Origin of the sequence: Pseudoalteromonas distincta (genome assembly GCF_005877035.1) — a bacterium.
GTDB lineage: Bacteria > Pseudomonadota > Gammaproteobacteria > Enterobacterales > Alteromonadaceae > Pseudoalteromonas > Pseudoalteromonas distincta.
Genome location: NZ_CP040559.1, coordinates 183,615 through 199,987, shown reverse-complemented (window position 1 = coordinate 199,987; position 16,373 = coordinate 183,615). Strand labels below are relative to the sequence as shown.

Below are 16,373 nucleotides of genomic sequence, written 5' to 3'. Positions count from 1 at the left end.
AAAACAAGAGCATACTTACATGAAACATATTTTTTTGAGCGCCTTATTTTTTTGCAGCGGGTTGTGCTATGCAAGCAGCTCTGCAATTTTTGACAAACTTAATAATGCAGACGAGCCATCACCACAAAGTATTTTAAAAAATATAGAAACCGAATACCTAAATACAGCCGTTATTGTAGAGTTTGAGCTAGAGTTCGAAAAAGGACAAACCACCTACGAGGTAACACTTTTTGAGCAAAAACATAATCGCTTTATTGAATTGCTAGTTGATGTAAAAGGTAAACTTATTGAGCTTGAATATGCCCCGCCAGAGCTTGATGAAGACGACGAAGTTGCAGCCGCTAAATTAATGCGTAAAAAAAATTACCGCATGTATCAACTTGTCCAGTCGTTAGATTCAACACAAACACAATACTTAATAGAAGCTCAACTTGAGCAAGATATGGGCGTAACTTATATGGTTGCCACATTTGTATCGTTAAAAGGGCGCCATAAAAAAGCCATTGATCTCGCAACAGGTAAAAACCTACCACTACTGCGTTGGGGCAATTAATGAAATTACTTTTGGTTGAAGACGACAAACAAAACCGCGAGTTTTTATACAAAGCCTTTAGCGAGCTAGGCTACACCGTAGATACCGCACAAGACGGTCAACAAGCATTATTAATTGCCACATGCGAAGAACACGACGCGATTATACTAGACCGAATGCTACCAAAGCTAGATGGTTTGCAAGTACTTGCTGCGCTTAGAGCAACAGGAAAAACAACGCCTGTACTAATACTCTCGGCGCTTGATAAAGTAGACGACCGAGTTGCAGGCTTAAAAGCAGGTGGCGATGACTACCTTATAAAGCCCTTTGCGTTTTCGGAATTGGCCATTCGTGTAGAAAACATAATTAAGCGCCCTTTTCATAACCAACCACCACAAACCGCGTTAAGTTTAGCAAACGTAAACCTCGATTTTCGTCATCACAAAGCAGATGTAGCTGGGCAAACACTTAACTTACAACCTAAAGAATTTAAACTTTTACATTTTTTACTCGATCATAAAAATAAACTCGTTACGCGCACTTTGTTGTTTGAGTCGGTATGGGAATATAATTTTGACCCTGGCACAAATGTAATAGATGTACACATAGCAAGGTTACGTAAAAAGCTAACATTGCTTGGTGCAAAAGTACAAATAGAAACAATACGAGGCGTTGGCTACCGATTACAAGTAGAGCAAAATAATGATTATTAACTCCAACCTTTGGCAACAATTTAACCCGCGTTTTAGTTCTGTATGGCGACTTACACTCGCGTTTGCCACCATTACATCGGTTGTTTTAGTGCTATGCGTTGTGCTTATATATCAGCTATTATTGGGCGAGCAAACACGCCAAGTAGAAAGGCGCTTAAACGCCGAGCAAGTTCGTATTGCGGGGCTTGCTAATGAATTTGATAAAGCGTCTTTTTTTCAGCAACTAGCGGTATTTCGTAACGAGGGCGAAATTTTAATATTTTGGCAAAGCGATGACGAGCAATTTCAGCAATTAAGCTTTTTACCTAACGATATTCCAAAGTTGCCAAACACCCTTGAGTTTCCTGTGCTCGACACCCAACGTGGGCAAATTAGGCTACTTACCACCGGTATTGTAAACACCAAACATGGCAATATTGTTATTGCCACAGCCACCGAACATTTAAGCCGCTTAATTACTGAATTTAAAACCATTGCAACCTGGGCTTGTTTGGTCAGCTTGTTACTTACCTGTGTGTTTGGCTATATTTTTGCGCGCAGGCATTTAAGGCGTGTAAATTATTTTAATAACGTAGTAGAACAAGTTCAAAAAGGTGATTTATCGGCGCGTGTAGTGCATAAACAACACGGTGATGAGTTTGTAAAACTAGCCAAACATATTAATACCATGCTAGACACCATCGAAGAAAACTTTGCCTTAGTGCAAGGCATTACCGATAACATAGCACACGATTTAAAAACCCCACTTACTCGATTGCGCTTACAACTAGAGCGCCAAGCAGTAAAACAGCCAGAGCTTGGGCTTGAAATAGAACAGCTTGATACTGTATTACATACCTTTGATGCCATGCTTAAATTGACTCGCCTTGAGCATGGGCAATTTCCGTTAAAGTTAGAACCTATAAACTGCCAAACACTTATTAATGACTTAATAGACATATTAGAGCCCAGTGCACAGCAAAATCAGCAGCATATAAATGTAATTAATCAGGGGGAGTTAGTACTTCAAGGCGATAAAAACTTACTTTTTCAGGCTTTATTTAACCTAGTCGAGAATGCTATTAAATACGCAGGTAATGAAGCAACTATACACATTACGCTTACCAGCAATCATATAAATATTAGCGATAATGGCAAAGGAGTAGAACCCACACAATTATCGCAACTCACTAAGCGTTTTTATAGGGGCGACCCCGCAAGGCAAAAAGAAGGGTTTGGATTAGGTTTAGCCACCGTAAAAGCAATATGTGAACGCCACCAACTTGTGCTTACTTTAACAAGCGACGAACGCGGCTTTACCAGCACTATAAGTGTATGTAACTAGTAAGGAGAACTAGTACAGGTAATGAGTATAAATATCTCTGCAGTTAAACATAAAAAAGCGGCTATTAGCCGCTTTAAATATCACAAAACCGGTCGGCTTAATGCACAACCACTTTTTGCTTAATTGCTGGCATTAATGTTTTACCATTGCCATCTACTTTGTTTAACAATTTAAGCCCCATCACTTTTGCAAGTACTGGGTAAATATCAAGGTTACTCACTTCTTTAAGGCTTACACCTTGTTTAAATGCAGGGCCTACAGCAATAAATGATGCAGCCATATCCTCGGTATATGCATAACCGTGAGTCCCTAAATAGGTTGGTTTTTTACCATTGGTAAATACCGCTGGCGCTGTAGTTTGCACCACAATATCGCCTACGCGAGTGCCTTTATTGTAATGATACGCTGCTAACTGCTCGTCAGTTAATACTGTATAACGACCGTTTGCTGCTTTTTGTAAACGAGCTTTATAGCCGGCTATATTCGCATTTATTGCATCGGGTTGAGTGTATATGAGTAAACGTGGACCGGTGTTTTTAACTAAAAAGTTTTCATCTTGAGGCAGTGTGGTTACATCAATACTTTTATCTGGATCTATACTCGCCATACCATGATCCGAGACAATAACTAAGTTTACCTCTTGCTCTAATTTACTTAAGCGAGTTTGTAATTGCCCCATTAATTCATCAAGCTGTTTAACTGCATCTCGCGTTTGTGGTGCGTCTGGCCCAAATTCATGCCCCATGCTATCAACTAGCGAAAAGTAACTCGCAATAAAACGTGGGCGCTGTGCTTTTGGTAAACTTAACCACTGAATAATTTGATCAACACGGCTTTGGTAATCGCTGTATTTAGAATAGTGATAAAAGTAATCTGGTGTCATGCCGTTAAATAACGCATCTGACTCAGGCCAAAAATAAGTAGCCGATTTAAGCCCCTGCATTTTTGCTAAATTCCAAAGCGGAATACCCTTTACCCATGTGCTATCGCCTAATGCTTTGCCCATGCTGTAACAGTCGTTCTTACGCGCTTTATCACAAAAGCTATTATCAACAATGCCATGGTTTACCGGCAGTAAGCCCGTAATAATAGAAATATGATTAGGAAACGTTTTAGTTGGATAAACAGGTATTAGTTTTTGTGCGCGAACACCGCGCTCGGCCATTGCTTTTAAATTTGGCGCACCGTGTTTTTCAATATAATCCCAACGCAGGCCATCAATTGATACAAGCACCACAGTTTGCTCTTTTGCAGCAAATGCGCTGTTCATTCCTAACATTAGGCAAATTGATACTGCCTTTAAAATCCACTGTTTCATTATAAACACCTATAAATGCACAACAATTACTCAAAAAATTATTTTAAAGCAAGTTGTTACTTTATGATACAAACTGATAGATTAAACCCTGTATATTAAAGACAAATGACTATGTGCTAAAAACTATGCCAGTCATCAATTGTAAAAAAGGACAAGTATAAAGATGACCATAGATTTTAGTAAAAAAATAACGCCAGCACGAATGTACCGCACAACCTCTAACTTACAGATGGCGCTAGAAAGCGACCGTGGCCGTATTATTAACAGTGCCGCTATTCGCAGGCTGCAGCAAAAAACACAAGTGTTTCCACTTGAGCGCAACGCAGCTGTTCGTTCGCGCTTAACTCACTCGCTTGAGGTACAACAGGTTGGTCGTTTTATAGTGCAACGTATTTTTGCTAATTTAAGCTACCAACAACAAAAAGATTACGGCTTAACCGATCTAGAACGCCCCCTAGAAAGCTTAGTAGAAATGGCCTGCCTAATGCATGACATAGGCAACCCACCGTTTGGACATTTTGGCGAAGCGGCAATAAACCACTGGTTTAATAACAACCTAGCAAGCGTAACACCCGAGCGCTGCAAAGAGCCCAATACCGGTATAGGTGTTGTTTTTAAACACCTTGCGCTTGATATTTGTAACTTTGAAGGCAACGCTCAAGGCATACGTATAATTCATTCGTTGCAAACGCTTAATTTAACTTACAGCCAAAGTGCTGGTATTTTAAAATACACTCGCCCTGCTGGGCTTGATGTAAAAGACATACCGCAAAATAAAAACTACTTAATGAAAAAAGTGGGTTACTACTACAGCGAAAAAAACTTTGTTGAAGCGCTACAAAAAGAGCTCACTATTGAGCCTTACTGCCGCCATCCTGCAAGTTACATAATGGAAGCCGCCGACGACATTTCGTATTGCCTAGCCGATATAGAGGATGCTGTTGAAAAAGGGATCATAAGCACCGAATTCTTATGTACACAGCTTAAAAGTCATTATAAAAAAGCACTCATAAACCTAACAATAGACGACACAGAGCACCAAACTTTTGTAGATAAAGCAGTTGACTACGCACATGAGCGCGCCAAAGCACAACCGTATAACTTTAACAGCGAATTTTTTATATACCTGCGCGTAGCACTTTTACATCCGCTAGTTGGACATGCTGCAAAACGCTTTATTGAGAACATAGAACCTATTTATCATGGCGATTTTAACCAAGCACTTTTAGAAGATAGAAGTCATCTACACGCTGTAACCAAAATGCTAAAGCAAGTTGCACTTGAGCATGTTTTTTCAAATAAAGAAGTCGAAAAATTAGAGCTGCAAGGTTATAGAATAATTAATGGCTTACTCGATTGCTACAAACCGCTACTTCAATTGAACAGCGATGACTTTAGGCGCGCTCTAAATGGCGATTCACGTTTATTAATTGAGTCGCGACTTGTTAAAAAGCTCTCTAAAAAGCACTTAAATAGTTACCAACACGCAATAGATGCGATGCAAGAAGAGCCCGATCACTTTGCAGCGTACGAATTTTATTATCGCTGTAGATTAATTCAAGATTATATAAGCGGTATGACAGACCAATTTGCTTACGATGAATATCGCAGCCTTATGGTTATTGATTAGTCGTATTACTCTGGATAATTTTCAATTTTGCGCTTAAAATCAAACTATTAATATTTAAGCGCGCATAACTTTATGATATCAAAACTAATTAGATTTACCCTTTGCTTTGCCCTATTTTATAGTGCGCAAAGTGCTGCATACAACGAAGCTATGTGCATTTTAATTAAACAAGAAATGCAGCAAAACAGTAATAATAAAGCGAGTCAAAAATATCGTAAGGCAGCGCGTGATTACAAAAACAACTGTAATAAGCCAAAAGAAATTCAAGCACAACCAAAGCCACAGATAATAGAGCCAGAGCCGGCGATTATTACTCAGCCGCAACCTAAAATTGTTGAACCTGCCCCTGTAATACAACCCACTGAAGAAGCTGTTAAAAATAGCATCAACGAGCAAACACTTAATTTAACTGATGATCAAAAACAACAAATTAACGATCAGCTAAATACCAACAGTAACGAAATAGTAATTGATGCAGAGCCAACAAAAGCAGCACCCGAGCAAGTAGTTACAGAGCAAAAAAACGAAGCTGTGATAGAGCAAGTAAAACCGGCAACGCCAGAGCAAAGCGTTCAACCTACGCCTGAAAATCCTGTACCTGTAAAACCAGCACCTGTGTTAACTAAACCAGCGCCAGTAATTGCGCCGCAACCTGTAGCGCAGAGCCCAAGCTCGTTACTTTTACCCACTTTAATACTTGTTATAGTGATACTTATTGGCGCTATGGTCGTCGTGCGCCTGCGCCGTGCAAAACAAAGTAAAACAATGGCAGAACCTACTATGGCGGCTCCACCTGAAGTTAAATCAGAAAAAATTGCTACGCCAGCTAAACCTGAAACTACAAAAGAGCCAGAGATTGAGCCTGTCGTCATCAACGAAGTAACTCAAAATAATAAACCAGTTGAGAGCAGCGTAGAGGCAAATGAAGAGCCTTTAGAGCCTACGAACACTTCACAAAATGCTGATATTGAACATATACCACCGCAAATTTCAGATGAGCAAAACAACGTAGTTACATCATCGCAAACAAGAGAAATTGAGCCTGCACAAATAGAGCCAGCAGATACTTTAGAGCAAACAAGTACCGCTACGTTTAACGAAGTAAAACAAAAACCAGAGCCTAATACAGCCGAGTTTGAAGCAGCAGCAAAAACAACCTTAGAGCGCATTAAAAATGCCAGCAGCTTTCATGAGCCAGAGGTACGCGACTTTGACCCAGATGCAAAGCCTGAAAAAAAACAGCGTAAGCACCATACTGCTCATATAACGGAGCCTGCGCCAATAGAAGCCGAACATAACACTGTAGAGCCGGTTATTAGTACTCCTGAGCCAGTAACAGCGAGTGAGCCTGTTGTAGATTTACACGCTCCAGAGCAAATAGCTGACGCTCAATCGACTACATATACAACAGAGCAAGACTTTAAAGAACCAGAGATACGTACATTTAATCCAGATGCACCATTACCTGGTGAAAAGCCGATGCCTAAAAAACAAAGCGCAGCACCTGAGCAAGCACAAACAACACCGCCAGTTGATGAGCCACAAAGTGAGCCTAAAAAAGCAGACAGTAACAATCCATTTGCTAACTTATCGTTAGACTCAAGCTGGGATCCTGACTCAACTGAAAAGCCCAAAATAGAAGAGAAAAAACGCGCGCCTAAATCGCAAGCATTAATAGATGCAGAAGAACGCGCTAAAAACATGCAAACCAAATAGTAAGTTTTAAAGTAGCGCCTCATATTTGAGGCGCTGTTTTTCACCGTATTACTTACACTCTTATCCCATCCTAAAATGCGCCTTAGTAATTAGAAGCTTCGCTCCTTGCGCGAGCAAGCTCAGCGCCTGGCGCAATATTCAAGCTTGAGAGTGTTTTATAAGCCTACAACTTGTTGACGCGATGGGTGCAGTGCATACATTTAACTGATGGTATTTTTAGGCTGGAGTTTACGGCTACGTTATCCGCAGCCATAAATTAAAGTAACGTGGTCAACATGCCCTAATTAAAAGTCCTAGTTAACAGCCCTAGCGGTACGTTTATTTTTAAGCTTTAACCCGCCAATTAATAACAGTGGCCCTATAAACATGGCAAGGCCATACACGCCACCGGTAACTGCGTATTCTGGTTTATTTAAAAAGCTAATAGCGATTAAAATAGCTAACGATGCATTTTGAATTCCAACCTCAATTGAAAGCGTCAGCGAATCAGTTAAATTTAATTTTGAACACTTAGCAATTAACCAACCAACAACCATTGAACCAATATTAAGCGCTATGCACGCCCAAAATACGTTGTTAAATGAGCTAACTAATAAATCGCGCTCTTTTATTACTAGTGCGGCAATCATCATAAGCATAAAAAACAACGAGAAGCGTCTAAAAAACGGCTCTGCTTTAATGGCAAAATCACTTTTAAAGTGACGTAACCAAATTCCTATAGCAACTGGCACTAAGGTAATAAAAAATAGCCCTAATGAAGTAGTTAAAATAGAAAAAGTAGCATCGTCTGCTGGGGCAAACTGACTCATAGCAAAGCCAATAATAAACGGTGTGGTTATTATACTAATTGCGGTAGAGGCAGCTGTTAAACTTACCGAAAGCGCTAAATTAGCTTTAACAAGCTGACTTACTACATTTGACATAGTACCGCCGGGGCAAGCAGCTAATATCATTAATCCAATAGCGATAGGCGTTGGTAGGTTAAGTAAATAACACAGCCCTAATGCTAATAAAGGCATTGCTACAAGTTGGCCTATTAAACCCATGACAATGCCAAGCGGGTTTTTAAATAGACGAGTAAAATCGTTTGTTGTGAGCCCAAGACCCATACCAAACATAATAAGTGCAAGAGCGAGCGGAAGTATTACTTCAGTTAATATAGATGCATTCAAATTAGACAGCCTCGTTTGTTATTGTTTTTAATTAGAGTGTTAATTTTTAAGTTAACTGTATACCAATTCGCTTAATTAAGTGATCTATTTTGAGGATGGAAAAACGTGTTGATAGCTAGGCAAAAAATTCGCTATTTAGTTGTTCTCGGCAATTGCTCCTGCATTGCTCTACCTTCTGCATCCATGCAGTCGTAAATGAGAGTTTTTTAACACAGGTAGCGACACGTTTAGCCCCGCAAAATGATTAAGTATTACTGCGGATTGGTATAATGCCCCTTTACAATAACTAGAAGTATTACTTATTTAAAATAGCAGCAACGTGCTTATCTAGTTCCGGAAGTACATCTTGTTCAAACCATGGATTCTTTTTAAGCCATATATTATTACGCGGACTGGGGTGTGGAAGTACTAAATAATTTGGCCAATACTCACGCCACGATTTTACTAACTCCGTAAGTGGCATTTTTTTAGTCTCCGGTAAATGATACGCCTGCGCGTATTTACCTAATACTATTGTCAGCTCAATATTTGGTAGTGCAGCCAATAATTGCTCGCGCCATGCTGGGGCACATTCTTTTCTCGGTGGTAAATCACCCGACTTACCCCTACCCGGGTAGCAAAAGCCCATAGGTAAAATTGCTATATTATTGGCATCGTAAAATTCATCACGTGTTAGCCCAAGCCATTCTCGTAGGCGGTTTCCGCTTGCATCATTAAACGGCACGCCTGTTTCGTGAACTTTTATGCCAGGTGCTTGCCCTGCAATTAAAATGCGTGCGTTTGGGTTAAATTGTATAACAGGGCGAGCCCCTAAAGGTAAATGAGGTTCACAGATCACGCATTTACTAACTTGCTCTATTAATTGGTGACTATTCATGTTTATTTGGCCTTAAATGCTTAATATTTATCCTAAATGGCCATTTAGGATAAGTGAGTTGGTAAAAAATCGGTTTATTTTAATTAAAACGAGCGTTAGTTAGTAAAATCGTGATCTTTAAGCTCATTCGCGCTAGAAGCCTTGTAAAACCTAGTGTTGCTCTGCCCATACAGCAAATTCATTGCCGCTCGGCTCTGCAAAATGAAACCGGCAACCACCCGGAAATTCAAAAATAGGTTTTAATATTGTGCCACCATGGAGTTGTACTTTTTTATACGTAGCGTGAATGTCGTTACTATAAAAAACCAATAACGCAGCACCATTTTGAGTTAGCGATTTAAGCGGCGCATTAAAAAAGCCACCATCAAGCCCTTGGCCACTAAACGCCGTGTATTCTGGGCCGTAGTCAGTAAACTGCCAATTAAATACACGACTAAAAAAGGCCTTAGTCGCGGGTAAGTCGCATGCAGGGAACTCAACGTAATTTAGTTTTTCGTGATCGCTCATCGTTATTCACTCTTTATTTTTACTCAGTTTATTAACCTTAAGCTTTACATAGAGCCTGTGCAATATCATTAAATAATATCAGATCAGTATTTTACTAAGTAACCAAGTACGTATAACTTACTTAAAAATTAAATATCACAAATGAGAATAACTATCTTTTGTATTTGTAACATATATAATAGCGCCTTTGTTTTATCCTCAGCTTTAAATAAAGGGATTAATTAACTATGCAGGCACCTTTGCACAGTGCGCCATTCGATAAGGTTAACGTAATTGCGCTTATAGTAAAAAGCGTAAGCAGTTATCGAGTTTTGGTATTTTTACGTTTTTTTATTGCCATAATTGGTGGCTATGCTTTTACCTCTGCAAGCACTGCGTTATTAAGTTTTGTATTGCCAATAGCTAAACAAGACGCTGTGCTGTTTAGTGTTTCAATCAGCATCTTAATTTATGCCGTAGTATTTATTTATGCCTTTAGCGTTAAATCATTAAAAACAGTGTGGATCAGTATTTTACTAAGTACAGGTGCGTTTATCGGATTGCTTGTATTACTAAAGGGTTGGGTATGAAAGACAGCTTTTTCAGATCGATGACTTGGTTGCACACTTGGGTAGGGTTACTCGTTTGTTGGTTATTATATTTAATATTTTTTGCAGGAACACTTAGCTTTTTTAGAGACGAAATAACCTTATGGAATCAACCAGCCATACATAATGTACAAGCCCAAACACAGCGTATAGAAGCGCAAAAACAACAAATAATTACAGGGTTCGATTACTTAGCTAACCATGGAGCTAACTCATCAAGCTGGCGTATTACATTACCCGAGCCACGCATTCCTTATTTAATTTATGGTTATGCAAAACCAAAAGAGCCAGGCCAGCGCCGCAGCCGGTTTGAAAACACACAGCTAAACCCTAATACCATGCAAGAGCTTGAGCCCTTTGTAGATACTAAAGGCGGTAACTTTTTTTATCGGCTGCACTATGATTTACATTACATGGATGCAATAACCGCACGCTGGATTGTGTGCTTTGCTAGCTTTTTTATGCTGATTGCCATTATATCGGGGGTGGTTATTCATAAGCGTATTTTTAAAGATATGTTTAGCTTTAGGCGTAACAAAGGTAGCCGTACATGGTTAGATGCCCATAACTTAAGCTCTGTGCTTGCCCTTCCTTTTCATTTAATGATTACTTATACGGGTATAATTACACTTATATTTATGTTGTTTCCCTACCCTGCGCAAATCTCTTATGATAACGGCATGCGTGGCTTTTTTAACGATGTAACCCCTCGCAACACCATGACCGATAAAGCCCAAGGCGAATCATCAATGGTGCCGATTCAACGCATTTTGGATCAGGTTTATACTAAGTGGCCTCATGCAGATATTACTCGCGTACAAGTTAATCAACCAAATATGGCAGCTTCAACAATTACCGTATTAGTAAGCGCAGGTAAAACACTACGTGACCAAGCACCACGCTTAATATTTAGTGGTGCTACAGGGCAAATGGTCGCTAAAACTGATGACGAGCTAACTAGCAGCAAAGCGCTTTACGAATCGCTTAATTCTATGCATACAGGGCGTTTAGCTACGTGGTTGTTGCGCTGGTTATACGTATTAGGCGGTATTGCAGGCTGTGTAATGATTGGCTCTGGCTGTATTATGTGGGCTAAACGAATTCGCGAGCGAACTAAAAATAACGTTAAACCTTCGTTTGGTTTAAAACTAGTTGAAGGGTTAAACCTAGCCACTATTATGGGACTACCACTGGCAACGTGTGCATTTTTTATTGCTAACAGACTACTTAGCCCAACTACCGCAGAGCGCGCCGATAAAGAAATACTCGCGTTCTTTTTAACATGGCTAGCGGTTGCTCTTTTAGCACTTATAAAGCGCGACACACTGCAATGGCGAGTTATGGCAGCTATAAATGCTGTTGCATGTTTAAGCGTACCGGTTATTAATGCACTTACAACTAACGGTAATATAGTTAGCTATTTGATGCACAAACAGTGGGCTTTATTTACTTTTGATGCACTGTTTTTGTTATTTAGTATATTGTTTTTTATACAAACCGAAAAATTACGTACTGCTAAAAACAACTCAGAAATAACCAGCCCTGGTCAATCTAATAACCTTAAAAGGCAAAAACCATGATTGATTTACTTGGGTTTAGTCTATGCCTGCTCAGTTTTAACTGTTTTGCGCTGACTAAGTATAATCATTTTAAAGATGTATTTAAAAAACGCCCTACAGAACCCCAACGTAAAAAGCTGCTATTAGCTGCTTGGATCAGTATTTTACTAAGCTTGGTGCTTTGTATAGTTACTCAAGGTGGATATGGAGCATTACTATTTTGCGGATTTATGAGCCTAAGTGTCTTAATTATAATGATTTTTTATAATTTTTTAGTAGGCTACGTAAAGTGGTTTAGTGTTTTAAATAGCGTGTTAGTTGTACTAAGTGGGTTGTTTTTAGCATTAAACTAGCCTTAGTTAGTAAAAACATGATCCGTTACTTTCCCATATATTAGGCAAAAAAAATGGCAAGCTATATAGCTTGCCAACAATAGGGGATATTCAGTGTTTCTAATACTTGCTGTCTCACGGCAAGTACACACAATATAACCATAATATATTTAAGTTACTTTACAGTTAGGTGACTCTTTTATTACTACTGTAAAGGGGCTTTACATTGTTTATTGCTTAACCCAAATTATTTCATCGGTAGCAAAGCCCAACTCTTTAGCTTTAGTTAAAAAGTGTTCTTTAAGCTCTTTGCTAACCGTTGGTGTACGCGACAGAAACCACAAGTAATCTTTGTTGTAACTGGTTATAAATGCATATTGATAATCGGGTTGGTCAAGTTCAAAAATCACGTAAGCGCCATAAAATGGACCAAAAAACGAGACTTTAAAATGTCCGGTGTCGGTGCCCTCAACAAACTTGGCTAAGCCTTCGGCGTCATCCCATTTTTTATCATCCGTTAAATACCCTTTGTTAAGGACCTTTACTGTGCCGTCGTCGTTAATTGAATAAGTCGCGGTAACTTGCTCCATACCTTCTTCAAATGAGTGATTGAGCCGCGCTATTTCAAACCATTTGCCTTTATATTTTTGTATATCAAAGTTTTTAACGGGTGTTATTCCCTCTGGAGGGCTGGTGCAGGCACTAAGAAAAAACAACCCTGTAATAAGTAAACCGTATTTTATAGCCTTCATGTAAGCTCCTTTTTAAATTACATAAATAGTACGTATTATCTAAATATAGATGGATATAAAGTTTGCTAGCCGATTAAAAAAATTTGCTATAGGATCATATTAATTCTAAAGCAATAAAAATGACCATAGCATGAAAATTTGGGTAGATGCAGACGCGTGTCCTGTTGTTATAAAAGAAATACTTTTTAGAGCTGCAGAGCGTATGAAAATCGAGACTATTTTAGTGGCTAATCACGCAATGCGTATTCCGCCGTCAAAATACATAAGCCGCGTTCAAGTATCGTCAGGGTTTGATGTAGCCGACGACGAAATAGTAAAACGTGTTGAAAAAGGCGATTTAGTTATTACAGGCGATATTCCGCTAGCAAGTGAAGTAATTGATAACGGCGGGCAAGCACTCAACCCACGTGGCGAGCTTTATACCACCGAGAATATCCGCTCAATACTTAACGTGCGCGACTTTATGGATACCATGCGATCAAGTGGCGTAGAAATGAGTGGTGGGCCGCCGCCACTTAGCCAAACCGATCGCCAAAATTTTGCAAATAACCTCGACCGTATTTTAGCGCAAAACAAGGCTAACTAACTTGAATACCCAATTAGTTGGCTTAGGTGATACGCAATTTAGCGTGGCGGTATACTTAGCAAAAGCGCCGCCAATGCCGTTTTTTGAAACACTTGAATGCCTAGAACCGGTTATAAATGAGCAAATAAATACCATAAACCAGCACTGTGGTAATGGTTGGCGCAAAGTGTTTAACGTGTATGCAAAAGTGCTATTTGCCCTGCCAAGTGAGCATTATTCATTTGCCAAACAAGCCCCTACTTGGCAACAATATCGCGATGAATTTTTACTGCAAAAAAACAGTAAAACCGCCCTGCTATTTAGCGCGCCTGACACTACTATTACTTGCCCAGATAAAGCTACTAGCAATAAAAACCAGCTACATATAATTGCTGGGCGTACGCACGCTAAAAACTTATTACAACAAGGTAAGTTGCATGCACAATTTGATTGGCTTGACGACGAGTTTGCAATAGACACAACTAACAACATTATTGTGTGCCCATATTTTGATTATAGACAGTTAAGTAATATAAAAATTGCGAGATTAAGCGAGCTAGTCGCGCAGCTAAAAAAATAACACATTGTAAGGAACGACCATGGCCGGAATTTTAGAGTTAAACGAATTATTAAAATCAATGCAGCCAGCGCTTAAGCAAGGCGAGTATATTTTTTGTTGCTTAGCAGGGAAATTGGCTGATTATGTTCACTTAGAGCCACTTGCCACTTATGTTGAAGAAGAAGGGCTAACCCTTATTTTAAAAGCTGAAACCGCCGATAAAGCAGGTATTACTTACGAGGGTAAATATAATTTAATTACCCTTAACGTACATTCAAGCTTAGAGGCCGTTGGGCTAACAGCTGCGGTATCTGCAAAGCTAACTGAGCATGGCATTAGCGCTAATGTGGTAGCTGCGTTTTATCACGACCATATTTTTGTACAAACAGACAAAGCACAAGCTGCAATGAAAGCGCTTGGAGAGATTGGTTAGGATTTTTGCTAGTATGGTAGCAAGCTAAACATTTTAGTATTAATGTAATAAGCAGATACTAAAAACATATAACTTTATTCTTATTGCTAAAAGAAAACTCAATTAAGTAAGGAGACAATAAGTTGAGAAAACCAAGACTATTTATAGCTTCTTCAGTTGAAAGCTTACCCGTAGCTGAAGCTGTAAATGTTAATTTAGACCATGAATTTGAAGTAACGCTATGGAAAAATGGTACTTTTAAACTCTCATCAACAGTGATCGATGATCTTGTTGAAAAGTCGTCATTTGTAGATTTTGCACTATTTATATTTGCTCCAGAAGATATCGCTACGATCCGAAATAGACAAGAACATGTCGTAAGAGATAATGTAATTTTTGAAATGGGATTATTCGTTGGAGCTATAGGTAAATCTAGATCATTTATCCTGAAGCCTCGCGATATTGAAATGCATCTACCAACCGATTTATTAGGAGTAACTCCTGCTGATTATGATTCTGGACGTTCTGATTATGATTTGGTTTCAGCGACTAACCGTGCTTGTACATTAATTAAAGCTGAAGCAGAAAGGCTAGGAGTGATCAATAATCAAAATAGCTCTGGGATAAAAAGAAATATTGCGAATCCATCAGTTTATAACCTTAAGGCACAAGATTATAAATTTTTAGCAGCTTGTCTACAAAGTTATACGTCTGACCCTGATGGTCTCCCATTTTATAGAATTTCTAATAACTTTAGTTCTACAGATGACTCTATTTTGCAAATATCGTTGATCAAGTTAGAAAGAATGGGATATTTAAGTAAAGCTATTGAGACAGATCAACATAGTGAATGCGATTTTTATACTTATTCAATAACCGAGATGGGGATTGATATATTGCTGCAGAATGAAGACTTACTTCAACCTCAAGGCTATAAACCTGATATACAATTTTAAGTTTACATTACACTATGTGAGCTACCATTTAACTTCCCCGTCGGGTGGCGCTTCGCTTAACCGACCTACGCTTAGAGAAACTTCGGAGTTTAGAGAGGTTATATTAAAACACCGAACTTGTTAGTTCGGTGTTTTAATTGAAGCTAAAGAGCGAGTGCTTATTTAGCTTGTTTGGTATTGTACAAATTTAATACAACGTTAAACTACATACCCACTAAAACCTAGGGCTTTAAAATACAGCTTCGGAATGCCAAATTTGCACTCATTTAGCAGTTCGCTTAAGCGCATTCTATCAAGCGGGTAAAACTCATTTTCTAAGTCGTGCCCTGTTTGTGTTTTACCTGTTTCGGTTAAACCCAATTGCGCGCACGTTGTAAGCTGGGCTTCGCGCTCAAATGAAGTTTCGGGGCGCATTAAATCCGCAATATAAAGGTTTGCGTCTTTTTTAAGGCTTCCTTTAATTGCTTTTAATAACTCTTTTTTATCGCCGTTATCTTCTAAAAAATGCATTACTAGTAAACATAAAACGGCATCGGCTTTAACCGATAACTTATCAACGGGGCCATTATGTACATCTACGCGACTTGTTATGCCTTGTTCATTAAATTGCTGCTTTGCGATAGCGAGCATATCGGCTGATGTATCTTGCGCAGTAAATTGCCATGTAGGGTTTAGTGCAGCCAGTGCAAGTACTTCTTTGCCTGTGCCTGCCCCTACTACCAAAATATGTGCATTATCGCTTAGCGTTGCTTGTAGTTGCGCATTAGTAAGTTGATGTAATAACTCATAACCAGGAACTAAACGGGTTATACGGCTATCGTATTGTGTTGCTTGTTCGCCTGTAAACGTTGGCATTGTATCT

The 16,373-nt window shown here is 39.1% G+C and carries 18 protein-coding genes; 12 read left to right on the top strand and 6 right to left on the bottom strand.

Annotated features, from left to right (window positions below):
- Window positions 1-19: 19 nt before the first annotated feature.
- From FFU37_RS17630 to FFU37_RS17620, 3 genes are read left to right on the top strand one after another with little or no spacing between them, the layout of a single operon-like run.
- The gene (locus FFU37_RS17630; protein WP_039488825.1) at window positions 20-553 is read left to right on the top strand and encodes a hypothetical protein; all 534 of its coding nucleotides are present in this window, start codon (window positions 20-22) and stop codon (window positions 551-553) included.
- Window positions 553-1,245: a response regulator transcription factor gene (locus FFU37_RS17625; RefSeq protein WP_138490142.1), complete on the top strand. Its 693-nt coding sequence runs from the start codon at window positions 553-555 to the stop codon at window positions 1,243-1,245. Before FFU37_RS17630 ends, FFU37_RS17625 begins: the two co-directional genes overlap by 1 nt.
- Window positions 1,235-2,569, top strand: a complete 1,335-nt coding sequence (locus tag FFU37_RS17620) for a sensor histidine kinase (protein WP_138490141.1) — start codon at window positions 1,235-1,237, stop codon at window positions 2,567-2,569. The genes FFU37_RS17625 and FFU37_RS17620 overlap by 11 nt, the downstream gene beginning before the upstream one ends.
- 97 nt (window positions 2,570-2,666) lie before the next feature.
- Here FFU37_RS17620 and FFU37_RS17615 read toward each other — a convergent pair whose 3' ends face one another.
- Window positions 2,667-3,887 carry an alkaline phosphatase family protein gene (locus FFU37_RS17615; RefSeq protein WP_138490140.1) on the bottom strand — a complete coding sequence of 407 codons (1,221 nt, stop codon included), beginning with the start codon at window positions 3,885-3,887 and terminating at the stop codon, window positions 2,667-2,669.
- Window positions 3,888-4,050: 163 nt separating this feature from the next.
- On the opposite strand from FFU37_RS17615, the gene dgt reads away from it, so the two are divergent.
- Window positions 4,051-5,517: a dGTPase gene (gene dgt, locus FFU37_RS17610; RefSeq protein WP_138490139.1), complete on the top strand. Its 1,467-nt coding sequence runs from the start codon at window positions 4,051-4,053 to the stop codon at window positions 5,515-5,517.
- A 72-nt stretch (window positions 5,518-5,589) separates the two neighbouring features.
- Window positions 5,590-7,233 carry a cell surface protein gene (locus FFU37_RS17605; protein ID WP_138490138.1) on the top strand — a complete coding sequence of 548 codons (1,644 nt, stop codon included), beginning with the start codon at window positions 5,590-5,592 and terminating at the stop codon, window positions 7,231-7,233.
- Window positions 7,234-7,526: 293 nt separating this feature from the next.
- Here FFU37_RS17605 and FFU37_RS17600 read toward each other — a convergent pair whose 3' ends face one another.
- The 3 genes from FFU37_RS17600 to FFU37_RS17590 all read right to left on the bottom strand — a co-directional run bounded on the left by FFU37_RS17600 (window position 7,527) and on the right by FFU37_RS17590 (window position 9,789).
- On the bottom strand, window positions 7,527-8,405 hold the full coding sequence (locus tag FFU37_RS17600; protein ID WP_138490137.1) for a bile acid:sodium symporter family protein: 879 nt from the start codon (window positions 8,403-8,405) through the stop codon (window positions 7,527-7,529).
- A 295-nt stretch (window positions 8,406-8,700) separates the two neighbouring features.
- Window positions 8,701-9,282 (bottom strand): uracil-DNA glycosylase family protein, encoded by a 582-nt coding sequence (locus tag FFU37_RS17595; protein ID WP_138490136.1) that lies wholly within the window; start codon window positions 9,280-9,282, stop codon window positions 8,701-8,703.
- 150 nt (window positions 9,283-9,432) lie between these two features.
- Window positions 9,433-9,789, bottom strand: a complete 357-nt coding sequence (locus tag FFU37_RS17590) for a VOC family protein (protein ID WP_039488837.1) — start codon at window positions 9,787-9,789, stop codon at window positions 9,433-9,435.
- Between the two features lie 227 nt (window positions 9,790-10,016).
- On the opposite strand from FFU37_RS17590, the gene FFU37_RS17585 reads away from it, so the two are divergent.
- The 3 genes from FFU37_RS17585 to FFU37_RS17575 are packed head-to-tail and all read left to right on the top strand — an operon-like array spanning window position 10,017 to window position 12,288.
- On the top strand, window positions 10,017-10,358 hold the full coding sequence (locus tag FFU37_RS17585; protein ID WP_138490135.1) for a hypothetical protein: 342 nt from the start codon (window positions 10,017-10,019) through the stop codon (window positions 10,356-10,358).
- Window positions 10,355-11,956, top strand: coding sequence for a PepSY-associated TM helix domain-containing protein (locus tag FFU37_RS17580; protein ID WP_138490134.1), 1,602 nt, complete (start codon window positions 10,355-10,357; stop codon window positions 11,954-11,956). Before FFU37_RS17585 ends, FFU37_RS17580 begins: the two co-directional genes overlap by 4 nt.
- Window positions 11,953-12,288 (top strand): DUF3325 domain-containing protein, encoded by a 336-nt coding sequence (locus FFU37_RS17575; RefSeq protein WP_138490133.1) that lies wholly within the window; start codon window positions 11,953-11,955, stop codon window positions 12,286-12,288. Before FFU37_RS17580 ends, FFU37_RS17575 begins: the two co-directional genes overlap by 4 nt.
- 209 nt (window positions 12,289-12,497) lie before the next feature.
- Here FFU37_RS17575 and FFU37_RS17570 read toward each other — a convergent pair whose 3' ends face one another.
- Window positions 12,498-13,019 (bottom strand): lipocalin family protein, encoded by a 522-nt coding sequence (locus tag FFU37_RS17570; protein ID WP_007583597.1) that lies wholly within the window; start codon window positions 13,017-13,019, stop codon window positions 12,498-12,500.
- A 130-nt stretch (window positions 13,020-13,149) separates the two neighbouring features.
- Between FFU37_RS17570 and FFU37_RS17565 the strand changes: the two genes are divergently transcribed.
- From FFU37_RS17565 to FFU37_RS17550, 4 genes are all read left to right on the top strand, one after another.
- Window positions 13,150-13,605, top strand: a complete 456-nt coding sequence (locus FFU37_RS17565) for a YaiI/YqxD family protein (protein WP_002959175.1) — start codon at window positions 13,150-13,152, stop codon at window positions 13,603-13,605.
- A 1-nt stretch (window position 13,606) separates the two neighbouring features.
- Window positions 13,607-14,164, top strand: coding sequence for a DUF6942 family protein (locus FFU37_RS17560; protein ID WP_138490132.1), 558 nt, complete (start codon window positions 13,607-13,609; stop codon window positions 14,162-14,164).
- Window positions 14,165-14,183: 19 nt separating this feature from the next.
- Complete coding sequence (locus FFU37_RS17555) at window positions 14,184-14,576, top strand: ACT domain-containing protein (RefSeq protein WP_002959178.1); 393 nt, start codon at window positions 14,184-14,186, stop codon at window positions 14,574-14,576.
- A gap of 122 nt (window positions 14,577-14,698) precedes the next feature.
- Entirely contained in the window at window positions 14,699-15,511 is an 813-nt protein-coding gene (locus FFU37_RS17550; RefSeq protein ID WP_039488845.1) for a TIR domain-containing protein, read from the top strand.
- Between the two features lie 198 nt (window positions 15,512-15,709).
- Here the strand turns inward: FFU37_RS17550 and FFU37_RS17545 are convergent, their stop codons facing one another.
- Window positions 15,710-16,366: a class I SAM-dependent methyltransferase gene (locus tag FFU37_RS17545; protein ID WP_138490131.1), complete on the bottom strand. Its 657-nt coding sequence runs from the start codon at window positions 16,364-16,366 to the stop codon at window positions 15,710-15,712.
- Window positions 16,367-16,373 lie beyond the last annotated feature (7 nt).